The sequence below is a fragment of the Pseudooceanicola endophyticus genome (assembly GCF_018760365.1).
Taxonomy (GTDB): Bacteria; Pseudomonadota; Alphaproteobacteria; order Rhodobacterales; family Rhodobacteraceae; genus Pseudooceanicola; species Pseudooceanicola endophyticus.
Genome location: NZ_JAHIAB010000007.1, coordinates 39929 through 59119, shown reverse-complemented (window position 1 = coordinate 59119; position 19191 = coordinate 39929). Strand labels below are relative to the sequence as shown.

21 protein-coding genes are annotated in these 19191 nt (G+C 68.4%); 14 read left to right on the top strand and 7 right to left on the bottom strand.

Annotated features, from left to right (window positions below; translation table 11 throughout):
- Window positions 1–77 precede the first annotated feature (77 nt).
- Both greA and KM176_RS13305 read left to right on the top strand, forming a co-directional pair.
- Window positions 78–548 carry a transcription elongation factor GreA gene (greA, locus tag KM176_RS13310; protein WP_160894200.1) on the top strand — a complete coding sequence of 157 codons (471 nt, stop codon included), beginning with the start codon at window positions 78–80 and terminating at the stop codon, window positions 546–548.
- A 51-nt stretch (window positions 549–599) separates the two neighbouring features.
- On the top strand, window positions 600–1556 hold the full coding sequence (locus tag KM176_RS13305; RefSeq protein ID WP_160894202.1) for a hypothetical protein: 957 nt from the start codon (window positions 600–602) through the stop codon (window positions 1554–1556).
- Between the two features lie 77 nt (window positions 1557–1633).
- Here KM176_RS13305 and KM176_RS13300 read toward each other — a convergent pair whose 3' ends face one another.
- Complete coding sequence (locus KM176_RS13300) at window positions 1634–2629, bottom strand: polyprenyl synthetase family protein (RefSeq protein ID WP_160894204.1); 996 nt, start codon at window positions 2627–2629, stop codon at window positions 1634–1636.
- Window positions 2630–2686: 57 nt separating this feature from the next.
- On the opposite strand from KM176_RS13300, the gene KM176_RS13295 reads away from it, so the two are divergent.
- From KM176_RS13295 to KM176_RS13285, 3 genes are all read left to right on the top strand, one after another.
- Window positions 2687–2902 (top strand): putative signal transducing protein, encoded by a 216-nt coding sequence (locus tag KM176_RS13295; RefSeq protein WP_160894205.1) that lies wholly within the window; start codon window positions 2687–2689, stop codon window positions 2900–2902.
- Window positions 2895–3674 carry a tRNA1(Val) (adenine(37)-N6)-methyltransferase gene (locus KM176_RS13290; protein WP_311136153.1) on the top strand — a complete coding sequence of 260 codons (780 nt, stop codon included), beginning with the start codon at window positions 2895–2897 and terminating at the stop codon, window positions 3672–3674. The genes KM176_RS13295 and KM176_RS13290 overlap by 8 nt, the downstream gene beginning before the upstream one ends.
- A gap of 157 nt (window positions 3675–3831) precedes the next feature.
- The gene (locus tag KM176_RS13285; protein WP_160894207.1) at window positions 3832–4011 is read left to right on the top strand and encodes a YdcH family protein; all 180 of its coding nucleotides are present in this window, start codon (window positions 3832–3834) and stop codon (window positions 4009–4011) included.
- Between the two features lie 123 nt (window positions 4012–4134).
- On the opposite strand, the gene yddG is transcribed toward KM176_RS13285, so the two are convergent.
- The 4 genes from yddG to KM176_RS13265 all read right to left on the bottom strand — a co-directional run bounded on the left by yddG (window position 4135) and on the right by KM176_RS13265 (window position 8229).
- A complete protein-coding gene (gene yddG, locus KM176_RS13280) occupies window positions 4135–5037 on the bottom strand; it encodes an aromatic amino acid exporter YddG (protein ID WP_160894209.1) in 903 nt (300 codons plus the stop codon).
- Window positions 5038–5172: 135 nt separating this feature from the next.
- Window positions 5173–5895 carry an acetoacetyl-CoA reductase gene (gene phbB / locus KM176_RS13275; RefSeq protein WP_160894211.1) on the bottom strand — a complete coding sequence of 241 codons (723 nt, stop codon included), beginning with the start codon at window positions 5893–5895 and terminating at the stop codon, window positions 5173–5175.
- 193 nt (window positions 5896–6088) lie between these two features.
- Window positions 6089–7264, bottom strand: coding sequence for an acetyl-CoA C-acetyltransferase (locus tag KM176_RS13270; RefSeq protein ID WP_160894213.1), 1176 nt, complete (start codon window positions 7262–7264; stop codon window positions 6089–6091).
- Window positions 7265–7404: 140 nt separating this feature from the next.
- On the bottom strand, window positions 7405–8229 hold the full coding sequence (locus KM176_RS13265; protein WP_160894215.1) for an EAL domain-containing protein: 825 nt from the start codon (window positions 8227–8229) through the stop codon (window positions 7405–7407).
- 76 nt (window positions 8230–8305) lie between these two features.
- Between KM176_RS13265 and KM176_RS13260 the strand changes: the two genes are divergently transcribed.
- Window positions 8306–8878 carry a DNA-3-methyladenine glycosylase I gene (locus KM176_RS13260; RefSeq protein ID WP_160894280.1) on the top strand — a complete coding sequence of 191 codons (573 nt, stop codon included), beginning with the start codon at window positions 8306–8308 and terminating at the stop codon, window positions 8876–8878.
- 63 nt (window positions 8879–8941) lie between these two features.
- Here the strand turns inward: KM176_RS13260 and KM176_RS13255 are convergent, their stop codons facing one another.
- Window positions 8942–9511 carry a TlpA disulfide reductase family protein gene (locus KM176_RS13255; RefSeq protein ID WP_160894217.1) on the bottom strand — a complete coding sequence of 190 codons (570 nt, stop codon included), beginning with the start codon at window positions 9509–9511 and terminating at the stop codon, window positions 8942–8944.
- Window positions 9512–9533: 22 nt separating this feature from the next.
- On the opposite strand from KM176_RS13255, the gene argH reads away from it, so the two are divergent.
- The 4 genes from argH (at window position 9534) to KM176_RS13235 (ending at window position 15091) form a co-directional block, all read left to right on the top strand.
- Window positions 9534–10925 (top strand): argininosuccinate lyase, encoded by a 1392-nt coding sequence (argH, locus tag KM176_RS13250; RefSeq protein ID WP_160894219.1) that lies wholly within the window; start codon window positions 9534–9536, stop codon window positions 10923–10925.
- Complete coding sequence (locus KM176_RS13245) at window positions 10904–11083, top strand: hypothetical protein (protein WP_160894220.1); 180 nt, start codon at window positions 10904–10906, stop codon at window positions 11081–11083. The genes argH and KM176_RS13245 overlap by 22 nt, the downstream gene beginning before the upstream one ends.
- 117 nt (window positions 11084–11200) lie before the next feature.
- A complete protein-coding gene (lysA, locus tag KM176_RS13240; protein ID WP_160894222.1) occupies window positions 11201–12466 on the top strand; it encodes a diaminopimelate decarboxylase in 1266 nt (421 codons plus the stop codon).
- Between the two features lie 33 nt (window positions 12467–12499).
- Entirely contained in the window at window positions 12500–15091 is a 2592-nt protein-coding gene (locus KM176_RS13235; RefSeq protein WP_160894224.1) for a TIGR02302 family protein, read from the top strand.
- 81 nt (window positions 15092–15172) lie between these two features.
- On the opposite strand, the gene KM176_RS13230 is transcribed toward KM176_RS13235, so the two are convergent.
- On the bottom strand, window positions 15173–15970 hold the full coding sequence (locus KM176_RS13230) for a zinc-ribbon domain-containing protein (RefSeq protein ID WP_160894226.1): 798 nt from the start codon (window positions 15968–15970) through the stop codon (window positions 15173–15175).
- A 238-nt stretch (window positions 15971–16208) separates the two neighbouring features.
- On the opposite strand from KM176_RS13230, the gene KM176_RS13225 reads away from it, so the two are divergent.
- The 4 genes from KM176_RS13225 to KM176_RS13210 are packed head-to-tail and all read left to right on the top strand — an operon-like array spanning window position 16209 to window position 19143.
- Window positions 16209–16886 carry a cell division ATP-binding protein FtsE gene (locus tag KM176_RS13225; protein WP_160894228.1) on the top strand — a complete coding sequence of 226 codons (678 nt, stop codon included), beginning with the start codon at window positions 16209–16211 and terminating at the stop codon, window positions 16884–16886.
- The gene (locus KM176_RS13220; protein ID WP_311136154.1) at window positions 16883–17812 is read left to right on the top strand and encodes a cell division protein FtsX; all 930 of its coding nucleotides are present in this window, start codon (window positions 16883–16885) and stop codon (window positions 17810–17812) included. Before KM176_RS13225 ends, KM176_RS13220 begins: the two co-directional genes overlap by 4 nt.
- Before the next feature lies 1 nt (window position 17813).
- Window positions 17814–18560 (top strand): lysophospholipid acyltransferase family protein, encoded by a 747-nt coding sequence (locus KM176_RS13215; protein WP_160894230.1) that lies wholly within the window; start codon window positions 17814–17816, stop codon window positions 18558–18560.
- Window positions 18538–19143: a pyridoxamine 5'-phosphate oxidase family protein gene (locus KM176_RS13210; RefSeq protein WP_160894232.1), complete on the top strand. Its 606-nt coding sequence runs from the start codon at window positions 18538–18540 to the stop codon at window positions 19141–19143. Before KM176_RS13215 ends, KM176_RS13210 begins: the two co-directional genes overlap by 23 nt.
- Window positions 19144–19191 lie beyond the last annotated feature (48 nt).

The window sequence follows — 19191 nt, the reverse complement described above, 5'->3', positions numbered from 1 at the left end:
GGTCAGTTAGCCGGACGATAAATTTCAAGGGAAGGGGCCATGCTCGGCCCCTTTATGCGTACCTAAGGGGGCCCGTGATGGAAAAGATACCGATGACGCGCGCAGGCTACGCCAAGCTCGAGGCGGAGCTGAAGCAGCTCAAGTCCGTGGAGCGTCCGGAGATCATCCGGGCGATCGCCGAAGCGCGCGAGCATGGTGACCTGTCGGAAAATGCCGAATACCACTCGGCCCGCGAGAAGCAGAGCTTCATCGAGGGCCGCATCAAGGAGCTGGAAGGCGTCCTGGGCCTGGCCGATGTCATCGACCCTGCGAACATGCGCGGTGCGATCAAGTTCGGCGCCAAGGTGACGCTGGTCGACGAGGACACCGACGAAGAGAAGATCTGGCAGATCGTCGGCGAGTACGAGGCCAATATCGAGGCCGGCCTGCTGAACGTGAAATCGCCGCTGGCCCGGGCCCTGATCGGCAAGGAAGAGGGCGATTCCGTCGAGGTGAAGACGCCGGGTGGCGAAAAGTCCTACGAAGTGCTCTCTATCGTCTACGAGTGATCGCGGGCGCCCCCTCCCGGTGTCCGCGCGGTATGTGACGCGGAGGCCCGGATGAGCGCAGCAGACGAGAGCAGGCAGACCCGAACGGCGGAGGCGGCCACGCCGCCCCCGCCCCGCAGCTGGATCCCCGCAGAGGCCCTGGGCCTGATCGCTGGGCTGGGCTGGGCGGCAGGGGCCGCTGCCCTGATGCTGCCGAAGACCTCCGACATGACCGCGACGGTCCCGGTCGTCATCCTGCCCGCCGCGCTGATCCTGTCGGTGACGCTGCTGGGGCGCGGGCTGCGCCACCAGCGCGCGGCGCTGGCAGCGCTGACCGCCGCCCAGGCGCGCGGCCCCTCCAGCACCGAGAAATCCGCCGCCGCCGCCCGCGAAGCGACGCTGCTGCGCCGCCTCGAGGAACTGGCCCAGGCGCAACGCCGTCTGGAGGCCGAGCTGAAGGCCCTGGTCGCGGCGCCGGAGCCTGCCGTCGCGCCGCCGTCCCGCCCCGAGGCCCAGGCGCCGCTGCCGCTGGACGAGGCCCCGGGGCCCGCGCCGCTGAGCCGCGACGATTTCATCCGGGCACTGAACTTTCCCGAGACCGCCGAGGACGCGGCGGGCTTTGCCGCGCTGCGCCGGGCCATGGCCGACCGCCCCGCAGGTCTGATGATCCGGGCCGCCCAGGACGTGCTGACCCTGCTGAGCCAGAACGACGTCTTCATGGATGACCTGCACTCGGATCCGGCCCGGCCCGAGCTGTGGCGGCGCTTTGCCGCCGGGGAGCGCGCCGGGCAGGTGGCCAGCCTGGGCGGCATCCGCGACCGCGCGGCGCTGGCCACGGTGGCCGAGCGGATGAAGCAGGACCCGGTGTTCCGCGACGCGGTGCACCACTTCCTGCGCCGCTACGACACCATGCTGGAACTGTTCTGCGCCGAGGCCTCGGATGCGGAGATCCGGGCGATGGCCGATACCCGCACCTCACGCGCCTTCATGCTGCTGGGGCGGGTCGCCGGAGTGTTCGACCAACCCTGAGGCAGGCGTCGGGCAAAATGCGAAACGCGCGCCCGGTCGGGGCGCGCGTTTGCATATTTGGGGAAAGATGAAACGGATCAGTTGATCCGGGAAACCACGTAGGCCGCCAGATCCGACAGCAGGGTGCGCAGCTCTCCTTCCGGGAAGACGGTAAGCGCCTCGCGCGCCTTTGCCGACCATTCCAGAGCGGTGGCGCGGGTGCTGTCGAGGGTGCCGTGCTTGGCAAAGAGCGCCAGCGCGGTTTCCAGATCGCCCTCTTCCTGCTTGCCGCGCCCGATGGTGCGCTGCCAGAAGGCGTGCTCTTCGGCATCGGCGGCGGCGATGGCGCGGATCACCGGCAGGGTCAGCTTGCGTTCGCGGAAGTCGTCGCCGACGTTCTTGCCGGTCTGGCCCGCATCGCCCATGTAGTCGAGCAGGTCATCGGCCATCTGGAACGCGATGCCGAGCGCGTCGCCGTAGGTGTAGAGCGCCTTGATCTGTTCGTCGGGCGCATTGGCCAGCACGGCGCCGGCTTCGGTTGCTGCCGAGAACAGCGCGGCGGTCTTGCCGCGGACCACCGTCAGGTAGGTCTCTTCGGTGGTCTTCAGGTCCTGGGCGGCGGTCAGCTGCAGCACCTCGCCCTCGGCGATGGTGGCCGAGGCGGAGGCCAGGATCTGCAGCACGCGCAGGCTGCCGGGCTCGATCATCACCTCGAAGGCGCGGGCGAACAGGTAGTCGCCCACCAGAACCGAGCTCTGGTTGTCCCAGAGCAGGTTGGCGGTGGGGCGACCCCGGCGCTGCTTGCTTTCATCGACCACGTCGTCATGCAGCAGCGTCGCGGTGTGGATGAACTCCACGGTGGCGGCGAGGTGGATATGGTAGGGCCCCTCGTAGCCGCAGAGCTTGGCGGCGGCGAGGTTCAGCATCGGGCGCAGGCGCTTGCCGCCGGCGTCGATCAGGTGGGCCGTCACCTCGGGGATGCGCGGCGCATGACGCGAGATCATCTTGTCATGAATGAGGGTGTTGACCGCGTCGAGCTCGGGTTTGAGCGCGGCGGCCAAGGCGTCATGCGGCCTGGTTGCGATCTGGTCCAAACCGGTCTCCCCTTCTAGGTCTCGACAAAACGGGTGGGCAATCCTTATCTGAACGGCATGAAGATGTTGCTGCGCACCACCGATCCGACAGAGCTGGCCTTTGCCCGGGCATTGCTTCAGGGCGAGGGTATAGACTGCTTTGAAATGGACGTAAATATGAGCGTACTGGAAGGTTCAGTTGGGATTTTCCCGCGCCGTCTGATGGTTGCAGATCACGATTTCGAAGCTGCCGCGACGGTACTTTCCGACAACGGGCTGCCGGTCTGTGACTGAGACGTCCTTTCCCTGGGACGAGGGGGCGCTGAGCCGGGACAAGTTCCTGGATGGCCGGCTGCGCCTGTCACAGCCACGCCGGGGCTATCGGGCCGGGGTCGATCCGGTCCTGCTGGCCGCCTCGGTCGGGGCGCGTGCGGGCGAGAGCCTGCTGGACCTGGGCTGCGGGGCGGGCACGGCGGCGCTGTGTGCCGGGCGGCGGGTGCCGGGGCTGGTGCTGGCCGGGCTGGAACGCCAGGCGCCCTATGCGGCGCTGGCCCGCCGCAATGCCGCCGACAACGGGCTTGAGATGACGGTCCACGAGGGGGACCTGGCGCAGATGCCCGAGGCGCTGCGCCAGTGCGTCTTCGACCATGTGATCGCCAACCCGCCGTATTTCCGCCGCACGGCCTCCTCCCCGGCGCAGGCCGAGGATCGCGAGGCCGCCATGGGCGAGGAGACGCCGCTCGACACATGGGTCGAGATGGCGGCACGGCGCTGCAAGCCCAAGGGCCATGTCACCTTCATCCACCGGGCCGAACGCCTTCCGGAACTGCTGGCGGCCTTTGAAGCCCGGCTGGGCTCGATCGAGCTGATGCCGCTGGTGCCGCGCCCGGGCCGCGAATCGCAGCTGGTGCTGCTGCGCGGGCGCAAGGGCGGGCGGGCCGCGTTCCGTCTGCATGCGGGGCTGCTGCTGCATCGCAGCGCGACTCATGAGGGCGACCGGGAGGACTATACCGAGGCCGCGCAGCACATCCTGCGCGACGGCGCTGCGCTGGTTTTCGACCGCTGACGGGCGCGCTGTTCCGGTTATTTACCTTACGGCAAGAAACAGCCGACATTTGACAGGAGATTAACGGGTTTTCTGCCAGTCTCGCAGCCGCAGCGTGACAGAAATGTAAAAGTATGCTGCACTGACCTCACGACACTCACAGAGAGGAGACGACCTTATGAGCCTCGGTTCGCACCTGGAAGAACTCAAGAGAAAGCACGCATCCCTCTCGGCCGCCGTCGATCAGGCGCAGCGGTCGCCCGGCACTCCCAACGCGGAAGTCACCGCACTGAAGAAGCAGAAGCTTCGTCTGAAGGAAGAGATTTCGCGCATTGCCCCCGCGGTTCATGCGCACTGAATGATCCCACGTTCCCTCGGGATCTGAACTTGGCCTGCGGAAGGGCCCTCCGGCAGGCAGGAAAAGGCGGCGTCCCCCAGGGGCGCCGCCATCCTTTTGGGCCATCCTTTTGCGCCTCGCGCGTCAGGCAGGCGGCTGCGCCTGCGGGGCGCGGTCTGCCCGCGCGGCACGCAGGCTGGCCCGGGCGGCCAGCAGGGCGCCGCCGGCGATCAGCGCCGCGGCCATGATCAGCTTGCCGCTGGCCGGAGCGATCCCGCACAGCACCAGCGCCAGGGTCGACAGCAGCGGAGCAGCATAGGAGGCGACGCCCAGCAGCTGGATGTCGCCGCGCTTCACGCCGATGTCCCAGGTGTAGAAGGCAAGGCCCACCGGGCCGAGGCCGAGCGCCAGCACCGCGCCCCAGCCCGTGCGTCCCTGCGGCCAGACCGTGGTCTCAAGCGCCAGGTGCAGCAGCAGCGACAGCAGGGCGGTGACCAGGCAGAACAGCGTAACGGCGGCGGTCGGCACCTGGGCGAAGCGGCGCGACAGCACCGAGTAGCCCGACCAGGTCAGCGCGCAGGCCAGCGCCAGCAGATAGCCGGTCAGGTTCTGTGGATCATAGCTGCCGCTGCCACCCAGGATGATCAGCGCGGCGCCGGAGAAACCCAGTATCGCCCCGAGCAGATGCGCCGGGCGCAGGCGTTCTCCGGGCAGCAGGCCCGAGAACAGCACGATCAGCAGCGGCCAGAGATAGGCGATCAGCCCGGCCTCGGCGGCGGGGGCGGCGCGCAGAGCCGCGAAATAGAGCGCGTGGTAGCCGAACAGCCCCAGCGTGCCCAGCAGGAAGGCGGGCAGGGGCAGTGCCCGGAAGGCCGCGATCTGGCCGGTGGCGGCGGTCCAGCCCAGCCCGATCAGCCCGCCCAGGCCGAAGCACATGGCATTGAGCTGCAGCGGCGGCACCGGCGCGGTGCCCACGGTGAACAGCGCCAGCAGCGCCCAGAGCAGAATGGCGGTGAACCCGATCAGGGTGGCGCGGGAACGGGTCATGGGGGCTCCTGTCTTCGGCGGGCCCCGGTAGCGCACCGGGCAGGGGCGGGGCAAGCGAAAGGGCCGCAGAGGGGTCTGCGGCCCGGATCGGTTGCGCTCGACCCAGGTTTGCCCGGGGCCGGAATGGAGCGGCTGTCAGACGAAGAATTGCCCGCCGTTGGCGCTGACGGTGGAGCCGTTGATGAAGCCCGAATCTTCGGAGGCCAGGAAGGAGACGATGCGCGCGATCTCCTCGGGTTCGCCCAGGCGACCGGTGGGGATCTGGCCGATGATCGCCTCGCGTACCTTTTCGGGCACGGCCATGACCATCTCGGTGGCGATGTAGCCCGGGCAGATCGCATTGGCGGTGATGTTGTAGCGCGCGCCCTCCTGCGCGAGCGATTTCACCAGCCCGAGGTCGCCGGCCTTCGTCGCGGCATAGTTGGCCTGGCCGAACTGGCCTTTCTGACCGTTGATCGAAGAGATCACGATGACGCGGCCGAACTTGCGTTCGCGCATGCCCGGCCAGGCCGGATGCACGGTGTTGAAGACACCGTTGAGGTTGGTGTTGATGACATCGGTCCACTGTTGCGGCGTCATCTTGTGGAAGGGAGCGTCGCGGGTGATCCCGGCATTGGCCACCACCACGTCAATCGGTCCAAGCTCGGCCTCGACCTTCTTGATCCCCTCTGCCGAGCTTTCGTAATTGCCCACGTCCCATTTGTAGGTGGCGATCCCGGTTTCGGCCGTGAAGGCCGCTGCCGCTTCGTCGTTGCCCATGTAGGTCGCCGCCACGTCGTAGCCGTCGGCTTTCAGCTTCTTGCCGATCGCCGCGCCAATTCCGCGGGTCCCGCCGGTGACCAATGCAATGCGCGCCATAAGTGCTGTCCTCTCGTCTGTCTTAAATGTCCGTCCGCATTCGGATCGGATCCCGTTGAAAAGTCCTTGTCCGTTCCCGGGCAGAGGCCGAATCCGCCGGCCCCCGTTCCCTCCTGTCACGGTCCGATATCCGGATCATGACATCCCGGTTTCGGCCCCGCGCCGTGACGCGGAGCCGCAGAGCTTCAGAAAATCAGGGCCGTTCTAGGCACATGGCGACGCCCATCCCGCCGCCGATGCACAGGGTCGCCAGGCCCTTCTTGGCGTCCGAGCGCTTCATCTCGAACAGCAGGGTGTTCAGGATGCGGCAGCCCGAGGCGCCGATCGGGTGACCGATGGCAATGGCGCCGCCGTTCACGTTCACCTTGGCCGGATCCCAGCCCATGTCCTTGTTGACCGCGCAGGCCTGGGCGGCGAAGGCCTCGTTCGCTTCGATCAGGTCCAGGTCCTCGGGTTTCCAGCCGGCCTTGGCCAGCGCCTTGCGCGAGGCCGGGATCGGGCCGGTGCCCATGATCGAGGGGTCAAGGCCCGCGGTGGCGTAGGAGGCGATGCGCGCCAGCGGCTCAAGGCCGCGCTTCTCGGCCTCTTCGGCGGACATCAGCAGCACGGCGGCGGCGCCGTCGTTGATCCCCGAGGCATTGCCCGCCGTGACCGAGCCGTCCTTGGTGAAGGCCGGGCGCAGCTTCTGCATGGCTTCCAGCGTGGCGCCCTTGCGGATGTATTCATCCTCTTCGACGATGGTGTCGCCCTTGCGGCCCTTGATGGTGAAGGCGACGATCTCGTCCTTGAACTTGCCGGCGGCCTGGGCGGCCTCGGCCTTGTTCTGCGAGGCGACGGCGAATTCGTCCTGCATCTCGCGCGAGATCTGCCACTGGTTGGCGACATTCTCGGCGGTCTGGCCCATGTGGTAGCCGTTGAAGGCATCCCACAGGCCGTCCTTGATCATCGTGTCGATGTATTTCAGGTCGCCCATCTTGTGACCGGCGCGCAGGGCGGCGGCATGGGGGGCAAGCGACATGTTCTCCTGGCCACCGGCGGCGACGATGGCGGCATCGCCCAGCATGATGTGCTGCGCGCCAAGCGCCACGGTGCGCAGGCCCGAGCCGCAGACCTGGTTGATGCTCCAGGCGGCGGAGTCGATGGGGAGGCCGGCGTTGATATGCGCCTGGCGGGCCGGGTTCTGGCCCTGGGCGGCGGTCAGCACCTGACCCAGGATGGTTTCCGAAACCTCGGATTTGTCGATGCCCGCGCGGGCGACGATCTCGCTCAGGACGGCAGCGCCAAGGTCATGGGCCGGCGTGTTGGCAAACGAGCCGAGAAACGATCCGACGGGCGTGCGCGCCGCGGAGACGATTACGACATTGGTCATGGGAGTCCTCCACCTTTCGGGCGCGGGGAGGCCGCGCCCCTGTCTTCAGGGTTAACGTACACGTTCCCTTAGGACAATGAAGCGCAAAGTGGCGGGTTGCATGGCGGCGATCGGTCGCGATCCGGTGATCGCGGTTGCCCTCAGGCCGGGCGTTTGGCCCAGGGCGGATAAAGGGTTGGGGCCGCGAAGTAATAGCCCTGCAGGTACTGGATGCCGTTTTCCGTCAGCCAGGCGGCATCGCGCGAATCCTCGACCCGCTCGGCCACGGTGAACATGTCGAACTGCTGTCCGATGGTGATCAGCGCCCGGGTCAGCACCTGGTTGTCGGGATTGTCGGCGATGCCCCGGATGAAGCCACCGTCGATCTTCAGGATGTCGAAATAGAAGTCGCGCAGAAAGCGGAACGAGGTGTAGCCGGCGCCGAAATCGTCCAGCGCGAAGCTGATGCCCTGGCGTTGCAGGTCGCGCATGAAGTTCACCACCAGCTCGGGCACCAGCATCGCCGATTGCTCGGTGATCTCGAGGATCAGCCGGTCGCCGAGGGTGGAATCGCGCATCAGCGCGCGTTTCAGCGTCCGCATCCAGCGCGGATAGCCGATGGAGCGCGCCGACATGTTGATCGCCAGGCGCAGGTGCGGCTGGGCCTGCAGCGTGCGCAGCCCGAGCTCCAGCGCGATGCAGTCGATCTGGCGGCCCAACTCGCTGATCTCGGCCTCGGCCATGAACTCGGCCGCAGGGATGATCCGGCCGCTGGGATCGAAGATCCGCACCAGCCCCTCGTAATAGGCGACCCGCCCCTCGGGCCCGGCGCGCACGATCGGCTGGAAGGCCAGAGCCATCTCGTTGGCGTCCACCGCGGCGCGGACATGGGTCATCACCTCGGCGTCGCGGGTCCTGACGGCCTGCGTCAGCGGATCGCTCAGCCCTTCGGGACCCGCTGCCCCTTTCGCCTTGCCATGCTCCATCGGATCATGCCTCCTGAACCGCGCCATGTATGGCGCCTCATGTTCAAGAAGGAGTTAAGGCGTGACCTCTGACGATCTGCCGCGCTGCGCCTGGGCGGGCCCCGAACCCATCTACCAGGCCTATCACGACACCGAATGGGGCGTGCCGGAGCGCGACAGCCGGGCGCTGTGGGAAAAGCTGGTGCTGGACGGGTTCCAGGCCGGGCTGAGCTGGATCACCATCCTGAAGAAACGCGAGAATTTCCGCACCGCCTTCGCGGGCTTCGACCCCCATGTCATCGCCGGCTGGGGCGAGGCGGAGGTGACGCGGCTGCTGGGCGATCCCGGCATCATCCGCCATCGCGGCAAGATCGAGGCCACCATCGGCAATGCCCGCGCCTGGCAGGAGATCGAGGCGAAGGGCGGTTTCGACCAGTTCCTGTGGCGCTATGTCGAGGGCGTGGCGCTGCAGCCGCGCCATGCCACCCAGGCCGAGGTGCCGCCCTCCACGCCCCTGTCGGAACAGGTGTCGAAGGATCTGCGCAAGGCGGGCTTCCGCTTTGTCGGCCCGACCATCGTCTATGCCTTCATGGAGGCTTGCGGGCTGGTCAACGACCACCTGACGGGCTGCCATTGCCACGAGCGTTGCGCGGCGCTGAAGGCGGCGTGATCCAAAGGCGCGCCCGTGCCGGGCGCACACGATTATTGCATCTGCCTCCGGCAGATGCGGGGCTCAGGACCCCGAGGTGAGCGCGCCGATCAGGGCGCGGGCCTGCTGGGAGCTCCAGTCCGCGCCGCCGATCAGGCGGGCGACCTCGCGGCCCTCGGGATCGACCAGCATCGTCACCGGCATGCCGAAGATCCCGGCATCGCGGGCCTGCACCGCCTTCGGATCCTGGAAGGCGGGCAGGTTGGAGGATTGCGCCTGGGTCAGGAACTTTTGCACGGCTTCGGGGGCATTCGGCCCCGAGGCCAGCGTCACCACGGCGAAATGGTCTCCGCCCAGGTCGCGTTCGAGGGCGGACAGCGTCGGCATCTCTTCGCGGCAGGGGGCGCACCAGACCGCCCAGATGTTCAGCAGCACCCATTTGCCCCGGTAGTCGGCCAGCCGGACCGTGCCCTTCGGGCTGTCCCAGGCCACATCGGCCAGGGGCCGTGCCGGGGTGGTCAGGGTCAGCTTCTTCAGCGCGCCGGTGGCATGATCCGCGATCAGCGGCGCGGGATCGGCCTGCACGGCAAGTCCCGGGATCATTGCACCGAGCACCAGCCCCGTATAAACGAGCGCGGAACGAATTTTACCCATGTATCCTCCGACAGGTGGCGCGATGACCGACAAGAACGCAAACCAGATGTGGGGCGGCCGCTTTGCCGAAGGCCCCGATGCGATCATGGAGGCGATCAACGCCTCGATCGGTTTCGACCAGCGGCTGGCGGCCCAGGACATCGCGGGCTCGCGTGCCCATGCCGCCATGCTGGCGGCCCAGGGCATCATCAGCAATAGTGACGCCGAGGCGATCCGGGAAGGGCTTCTCACCATCTTGTCAGAGATCGAGCAGGGCCGTTTCACCTTCTCGACCGCGCTGGAAGACATCCACATGAACGTGGAAGCGCGCCTGAAAGAGGTCATCGGCGAACCCGCCGGGCGTCTGCACACGGGCCGGTCGCGCAATGACCAGGTGGCGACCGACTTCCGCCTCTGGGTCCGCGACCAGGCCGATGCGGCCATCGAGGGGCTGAAGGCGCTGATGTGCGCGCTGCTGGTGCAGGCCGGGACCGGCGCCGAGTGGGTGATGCCCGGCTTCACCCACCTCCAGACCGCGCAGCCCGTCACCTGGGGCCACCACATGATGGCCTATGTGGAGATGTTCGGTCGCGACCTGTCGCGCTTCACCGACGCCCGCGCGCGGATGAACGAATCCCCGCTGGGGGCCGCGGCACTGGCCGGCACCTCCTTCCCGATCGACCGCCACATGACCGCCGAGGCGCTGGGCTTTGCACGCCCCTGCGCCAACTCGCTTGATGCGGTGTCGGACCGCGATTTCGCGCTGGAATTCCTGGCGGCCTCCTCGATCTGCGCGATGCACCTGTCGCGCTTCGCCGAGGAGCTGGTCATCTGGTCCTCCGCGCAGTTCCGCTTCGTGGCGCTGTCGGACCGCTTCTCGACCGGGTCCTCGATCATGCCGCAGAAGAAGAACCCCGACGCGGCAGAGCTGATCCGTGCCAAGATCGGCCGGATCTTCGGCGCCAACGTGGCGCTGATGACGGTGATGAAGGGGCTGCCGCTGGCCTATTCCAAGGACATGCAGGAAGACAAGGAACAGGTCTTCGATGCTGCCGACAACCTGATGCTGGCGCTGGCCGCGATGACCGGGATGGTCGGTGACATGCAGGCCAACGTGCCGGTGCTGGAAGCCGCTGCCGGCGCGGGCTTTTCAACCGCGACGGATCTGGCCGACTGGCTGGTTCGGGTGCTGGGGATGCCCTTCCGCGATGCCCACCACGTCACCGGCAGCCTGGTCGCCGTGGCCGAGGGCAAGGGCTGCGATCTGCCCGAGCTGTCGCTGGCGGACATGCAGGCGGTCGAACCCCGGATCACCGAAGAGGTCTTCGGGGTGCTGGGCGTGCACAATTCCGTCGCCAGCCGCGTCTCCTACGGCGGCACGGCCCCGGAACAGGTGAAACAGCAGGTGGCGGCATGGCAAGAGCGGCTCTCCTGACCCTGTGCCTGCTGCTGGCAGGCTGCGGCATCGACGGTGCGCCGAATGCGCCCGAGGGCAATATCTGGTCCTCGCGCAGCGGCGGGGTGGACCGGGGCGCGGGCTCTCTGGGTGCCCTCGAAAAGAGCGACGCCACGATCTACCAGAACGAGTTGTGAGACACGGCCCCTTCGGGGGCCGTTTTCCGTTCCGCAAAGGGTTTTACACGTCGCCCCGGCAGTGTATCGAACGCGCGCCGCCAACGGGGCGGCGGGGATGCTGACCGGAGACCTGCCATGGACCATTTCCTCTACCGTGACGGAGAGCTTTACGCCGAGGACGTGCCCCTGGCCGAGATCGCGGCGCAGGTGGGGACGCCTTTCTACGTCTATTCCCACGCCACGCTGACCCGCCACTTTACGCTTTTTGACGAGGCGCTCTCGGGCATGGACCACCTGGTCTGCTACGCCATGAAGGCGGCGTCGAACCAGGCGATCCTGAAGATCATGGCGGGGCTCGGCGCCGGCATGGACGTGGTGTCGGGCGGGGAATACCGCCGCGCGGTTGCCGCCGGTGTGCCGGGCGACAAGATCGTCTTCTCGGGCGTCGGCAAGACCCGCGAGGAGATGACCCTGGCGCTGACCCATGGCGTGCGCCAGTTCAACCTGGAATCCGAGCCCGAGATGGAGGTCCTGAACGAGGTCGCCCTGTCGCTGGGCGTCGTCGCCCCCGTCACCGTGCGGGTGAACCCCGACGTGGATGCCAAGACCCACGCCAAGATCGCCACCGGCAAGTCCGAGAACAAGTTCGGCATCCCGATCGCCCGCGCCCGCGAGGTCTATGCCCGCATCGCCCAGCTTCCGGGCCTGAAGGCCGTGGGCATCGACGTGCACATCGGCTCTCAGCTGACCGACCTGGAGCCCTACCGGCTGGCCTTCACCAAGGTGGCCGAGCTGACCGATTCGCTGCGCGCCGATGGCCATGACATCATCCGCCTCGATCTGGGCGGCGGTCTGGGCATTCCCTATGAGCGGGGAAATGCCGCCCCGCCGCTGCCGGTGGAATATGGGGCTCTGGTCAAGGAGGTCCTGGGCGACAAGGGCGTCGAGATCGAGATCGAGCCGGGCCGCCTGATCGCCGGCAACGCCGGCCTGATGGTCAGCAAGGTGATCTACGTGAAGAAGGGCGAGGGCCGCGACTTCCTGATCATCGACGGTGCGATGAACGACCTGGTGCGCCCTGCCATGTATGATGCGCATCACGATATCGTGCCCGTCAAGGAGGCCACCCCCGGCGTCGAACAGCAGCCCTACGACGTGGTCGGCCCGGTCTGCGAGACCGGCGATACCTTCGCCAAGGGCCGCTCCCTCGCGCCGCTGGTCGCGGGCGATCTGGTCGCCTTCCGCTCGGCCGGGGCCTATGGCGCCGTGATGGCTTCGGAATACAACACCCGGCCGCTGATCCCGGAGGTTCTGGTCAAGGGCGACCAGTTCGAGGTCATTCGTGCAAGACCCTCCTTTGAGGAAATCATTAACCGCGATACGATACCCGAATGGGTGTGACGCGATCCCCGCGTTGCCCACGCGGGACGGAGCATGGCCGAGAACAGCGACTTCGATGAGATCCTGCGGCGGCTGAAATGGCCGCTGCGCCTGACCCGGGTCGGTTTGCTGGCGGAACGCTTCATGCGGGCGTTCTGGCCGCTCTGGGCGCTCTGCGCCACGGTTCTCGCCCTGCTGATGCTGGGCATCCAGGACAGTTCGAACATCGTGCTGGTCTGGAGCGTCGGAGCCGGCAGTTTCCTGGCCATCGTCTGGTTTCTCATCCGTGGCGCGCTGCGCTTCCGCTTTCCCCGCCGCGAAGAGGCGCTGAAACGCCTCGATGCGACGCTGAAAGGCCATCCGCTTCAGGCGCTTGGCGACGACATGGCCTCGGGCGGGGACGATCCGGGCACCCGCGCGCTCTGGGCGGCGCACCGGGCCCGCATGGCGGCGCGCACCCGGGGGGCGAAGGCCGTCCGGCCCGATCTGAACCTGACCACCCGCGATCCCTTCGGCCTGCGCTACGTGGCGCTGCTGTGCCTGATGACGGCGCTGCTGTTCGGCTCTTTCTGGCGCATCGGATCGGTTGCCGACATGGCGCCGGGCGGTGCCGCCGAGGCCGCGGCCGGCCCCTCGTGGGAAGGCTGGGTCGCCCCGCCGCCGCACACCCGTCTGCCGGTGCTCTACCTGCCCGACATCCCCGCCGGCACGCTTCAGGCGCCGCAGGGATCGAAGGTGACGCTGCGGCTCTACGGGCCCGAGGGCAAGCTGCACGTGGCCGAGGATGTCTCCGGGCGGGTGGGGGATCTTCCGCCCTCGGATGCCAATGCCCAGGAATTCAGCGTCCATCAGGGCGGGCGGATCGCCATCGACGGCCCCGGCGGGCGGGTCTGGAAGGTGGCGCTGATCCCCGATCAGAAGCCCAAGGTGGAGGCAACCGGCGCCGCCGAGGCCTCGGTCGAGGGGCAGCTGTCGCTGCCCTTCCACGCCAGCGACGACTACGGCGTCGAAAGCGGTCAGGCGCGGATCGTGCTGGACCTGCCGAAGGTGGACCGCCGCTACGGCCTGGCCCTCGATCCCGAGCCGCGCGCGGCGATCACCGTGCCCCTGCCAATGCCGATTTCGGGCAGCCGCGCCGATTTCAACGAGACCCTGATTGAGAATTTCTCTCAGCACCCCTGGGCCAACATGCCGGTGAAGGTGTCGCTGAGCGTGACCGACAGTGCCGGCCAGGAAAGCACCGGCCCGGATTACGAGACCGTGCTGGTGGCCCGCCGCTTCTTCGATCCGCTGGCCGCCAGCCTGATCGAGATGCGCCGCGACCTGCTGTGGAACCGCGCCAATGCGCCGCGCATCTCCGAGGTGCTGAAGGCGATCACCTGGAACGACGGCGGCGCCATCCGCTCGGACGAGATGAAGGGCCGGATCCGGGACATTGCGGGTAGCCTCGAACACAAGGCCTCGCTGTCCGACGAGATCGTCGATGACACGGCGAAATCGCTCTGGGATCTGGCGATCCAGCTTGAGGACGGGGATCTGGACGATGCGAAGGAGCGGATGAACCGCGCCCAGGAGCGTCTGGAGGAGGCGATGCGCAACGGCGCCTCCGACCAGGAGATCGCCAAGCTGATGCAGGAGCTGCGCGACGCTACCCAGGACTACATGCGCCAGCTGGCCCAGCAGGCCGCCCGCCAGTCCGAGCAGAACCCGAACCAGCCGCCCATGGACATGCAGAATGCCCTGCAGATGAACCAGGACGATCTTCAGAAGATGATGGATCGCATCCAGGAGCTGATGCAGCAGGGCCGCATGGCGGAGGCGCAGGAGGCGCTGCGCGAGCTTCAGAAGCTGATGGAGAACATGCAGGTCACCCAAGGTCAGGGCGGGCAAGGCCAGCAAAGCCCCGGTCAGCAGGCCATGGACGGTCTGGGCGAGACGCTGCGCAACCAGCAGGGCCTCTCGGACGATGCCTTCCGCAGCCTTCAGGACCAGTTCAACCCCGGTCAGGGCGGGCAGGGCCAGCCCGGCCAGCGCCCCGGCGACCAGCCGGGTCAGCCCGGGCAGGGCGGTCAACAGGGCGGTAACCAGATGGGCGATGGCAGCGGTTCGGGGCAGGGCAGCCAGGGCCAGCAGGGCCAGGGCAGCGATGCCGATGCGCTGGCCCAGCGTCAGCAGGCGCTGCGCGACGAATTGCAACGCCAGCGCGGCAATCTGCCGGGCGCGGGCACCGAGGCCGGGCGTGCGGCGCGTGACAGCCTGGATCGGGCCGATCGCGCCATGCGCGAGGCCGAGGGGGCCCTGCGCGAGGGCGACCTGGCCCAGGCCATCGACAACCAGGCCACCGCCATGGAGGCGCTGCGCGAAGGGATGCGCAGCCTGGGCGAGGCGATGGCGGAGGCCGAGCGCCAGATGCAGGGCCAGCAGGGCCAGGCCCAGGGCAATGACGGGGGCAAGCAGAACGATCCGCTGGGCCGCAACGCCGGCAGCAACGGGATGCTGGGCAATGACCGCGAGATGCTGAACGGAGAGCTGGATAACGACCAGCGCGCCCGCGACCTGCTGGACGAGATCCGCCGCCGCTCGGCGCAGAACGACCGCTCCGAGGAGGAGCGTGATTACCTGAACCGGCTGCTCGACCGGTTCTGAGTCCGGGCTTCCGGATTGGCCAAAGGGCCGCCCTTCGCGGGGCGGCCCTTTGCTTTGGAACCTGTCGCGGTCAGGGTGGGCTCAGCGCCCGCCGAACCAGTGCCGCGCGGCATCGACGGTTTCGACATAGCTGTTCAGCCCGGCGGCGGCGCCGGGCAGGGCGCGTGCCAGGGCCGGGGCCTGGGCATAGACCAGCAGCAGAAGAAGAACGACGGCAACTGGGATCGCAAAGCCCAGGGCAAAGCTGCGGCGCTGGCGCGGGGTGGCCACGGTCGGCGCGGCGCTGCTGCCGGGCGCGACCGAGGAGTGCATCTCCTCGGCGTCGGGCATCAGGCGCGGGCGGTTTCCGGCGGTGGTCTGCTCGATATGGGCGGGGGGCGGCGGCAGCTCTTCCTCGACCGGGTCGGCCTGCAGGCCGGCGCTCCAGTCGCCACGCGGCGCTTCCGGTTCGGCCTCGGGCGCCGGGGGGGCGGGCTCTTCCGGTGCGCTGCGGTCGCGGGCGCGGGCCTTGGCCTCGAAGGCGGCTTCCTCGCGCAGGATGTCGAGCACGTCCTGCTCGATCTCGCGGCGTTGCAGCTGTGCCCGGCGCGGAGAGATCAGCGGCGGCTCTTCGGCGGTGGCGTGCAGGGCCAGCGGGGCGGCCTCTGCGCCCGAGGGGCCCTTCAGCGCCGAGGCCGGCACCGGGTTGCGATGCGGATCGGCGCCTTCCGGCGCGGCGGCGCTCTGGTCCTCGGGGCGCAGCCGCAGCGTGCCGGGGGCGCCCGGGGCCTGGAACCAGCTGATTCCGCAGGCCGAACATTCCACGTCGCGCCCCTCGTCGGGGATCACGGCATCGGGAACTTCGTAATTTGCACCGCAAGAGGGGCAGGTCAGTCGCATTCAGGGCCTCGGCTGGAATTTCTCGGACGGGCCTCCCGGTCCCGCCGCGCTGCCTAGATTATGGCGTTCGGGCGCCAGCGAAAAGACCCCTCCGGGCGGCAGGCCCCCGGATCGCGCTGCGGCGCAGATTGCACGCCCGGGCGGAACAGGGCAGAAAGGCCCCGAACAAGGACCCGAAGATGGCCCCGGCAGGTGCGGGCCATGGCCGGGGCCGGACCCGGGGAACAGGACACCAGGCGTGATCGAGCTTGACAGCCTCAGCTACAGCTACGGCGGTGACGCGCTCCTGCGCGGCATCAGCCTGCAGCTTGCGCCCGGGTCCTTCCACTTTCTGACCGGGCCCTCGGGGTCTGGCAAGACCACGCTGATGAAGCTGTGCTACGGCGCGCTGCAACCCACCGGCGGCACCGTCACCGTTTTCGGCCAGCCGCTGGAAGAGATGAACCGCGACGATATCGCCTGGCTCCGCCGCCGCGTCGGCGTGGTCCATCAGGAGGCGCATTTCCTTGATCACATGACCCTGGTCGAAAACATCGCGCTGCCGCTGATGGTCTCGGGGCGGGATCTTTCGGCCGAGGCGCGCAACCTCAAGGAGCTGATGGCCTGGGTCGGTCTGGGCGCCCGGTCGCGGGCCTATCCGCCCGAACTGTCGGGCGGCGAGCGCCAGCGCGCCGCCCTGGCCCGCGCCCTGATCATGAGCCCCGAGGTGATCCTTGCGGACGAGCCCACGGGCAATGTCGACTGGGAGATGTCGCAGCGCCTGCTGGCCCTGCTGGTCGAGCTGAACCGGATGGGCAAGACCGTGCTGATCGCGACCCACGATCTGGCGCTGATCCGCGCCGCGAAAAGCCGGGTGCAGGCGCGGGTGCTGCGGATCGCCGGGGGCACGCTGCAATACGCGGGGGCGGATCTGTGACCGGGCCGGGGGATCGTCCGGGCCTTGGGCGCGGGGTGCGCGGCATCCTGACCCTGCTGCGCGGCGACGTGCAGGCGGACCGCGTGGTGCCGCCCACCGGTTTCACCGCCGGGCTGACCCTTTGGGCGGCGGCGGCAATGGCCTTTCTGGCAGTCTTCGCGCTGGCGCTGTCGCTGGCGGCGGGGCGCATGGCCAGCGAATGGGGCGGCGCGCTGGCACGCAGCTCCACCCTGCGGATCTCGGCCCCGGCAGAGCAGATGGACGCCCAGACCACGGCGGCGATGACCCTGCTGAAGACCACGCCCGGCGTCGCCTCGGCCCGGGTGCTGGGCGATGCGGAAGAGCAGAAGCTGCTGACCCCCTGGCTGGGACCGGACCTGCCGCTGGACCAGCTGCCGCTGCCCCGCCTGATCGAGATCATCGAGGCCGGCAAGGGCTTTGACGCTGCCGGCCTGCGCCTGCGCCTGGCCGGAGAGGTGCCCGGCGCGGTGCTGGACGACCACACCCGCTGGCGCCGTCCGCTGATCCGCGCCGCGACCCGGCTGCGCGAGCTGGGCGCGCTGTCGCTGCTGCTGATTGCCGGCGTCACCGGGGCGATCCTGACCCTGGCCGCGCATTCCGCCCTTTCCGCCAATGCCCAGGTGATCGAGGTGCTGCGCCTGGTGGGCGCGCGCGACGAATTCATTGCCCGCGCTTTCGTGCGCCGCTTCACCTTCCGCACCCTGACCGGCGCCGGCATCGGCATGGTGGCGGGTCTCGGCGCGATCTGGCTGCTGCCGGACGAGGCCGAGGGCGCCTTCCTGTCGGGCCTCGGTCTGCAGGGCTGGCAGTGGCTGCTGCCGTTCCTCATTCCCATCCTGGCCGCCGTGGTGGCCTTCTGGGCGACCCGCGCCGCCGCCCGCCGCATCCTTAGGAGACTTGCCTGACATGCCCATCCTGCAATGGATCCTGTCGCTCATCTTCATCATCCAGATGTATCTGGCCATGCCGGTCGCCGGCATCCTGTTCCTGCCCTGGTCGATCGTGTCGCGGCGCGGCGCCTACACGGCGACCCGCAGCTATGCGCGTTACGTGCGCTGGTCGCTGGCGCTGATCTGCGGCCTGAAGACCGAGGTCCGCGGCACCGTGCCTGACGGCGACGTCGTCGTCGCCTCCAAGCACCAGAGCTTCCTCGATATCATCATCCTGATCTCGGCGCTGCCCCATGCCAAGTTCATCATGAAGGATGAGCTGCGCTACATGCCGATCTTCGGCTGGTACGCGCAGCGCATCGGCTGCGTGCCGGTCAAGCGCGGCAAGCGCGGCGAGGCGATCAAGGCGATGATACAGGCGGTCCAGAAAGGCCGCGAGACTCCCGGCCAGCTGGTGATCTTTCCGCAAGGCACCCGTGTCGCCCCCGGCGCGGACGAACCCTACAAGGTCGGCGTCGCCGCGATCTACGAACAGACCGGCCAGACCTGCATCCCTGCGGCCTGCAACGTCGGCCTGTTCTGGCCGCGCCACGGCATCCTGCGCAAGCGCGGCACCGCCACGGTCGAGTTCCTGGAGCCGATCCCGCCGGGCCTGAGCAGGAGCGCCTTCCGCGCCACCTCGCGCCAGAGGATCGAGACGGCCTCGAATGCATTGATGGTGGAAGAAGGATTCCCGGCCGATGAACTACCTGACATCGATTGAGGCGCTGGAGGCGCTTTACGGCACGCCCGGCGCGGCGGCGACGCGTAAGGTGGCCGACCGGCTGACCCCGGAGTACCGCCGCTGGATCGAGGCGTCGCGCTTCTGCGTGGTCTCGACCGTGGGACCCGAGGGCGCTGATGGCAGCCCGCGCGGCGATGACGGCCCGGTGGTGCGCGCGCTGGACGACCAGACGCTGCTGCTGCCCGACTGGCGCGGCAACAACCGCCTCGACACGCTGCGCAACATCGTGCGCGACCCGCGCATCGCGCTGATGTTCATGGTGCCGGGGTCCAACAATGCGGTGCGGGTCAACGGCGCGGCCCGCGTCACCGACGATGCCGATCTGCGCGCCAGCTTCGAGAAGCAGGGCCGCCAGCCCGCCACCGTCATCGTCATCAAGATCCACGAGATCTACAGCCAGTGCGCCCGGGCGATCCTGCGTGCCGGGCTCTGGACCAGCGGCGACGAAAGCGCCGACCTGCCCACCGTCGGAGAGATCCTGGCGGCGATGACCGAGGGCGAGGTCGGCGGACGTCCCTATGACGAAAGCTGGGCCGAACGGGCCGCCCGCACGATGTGGTGATCCGGCGCGAGCGTCGGATTTCGCCGGGCACTGCGTATATCTCCTGCG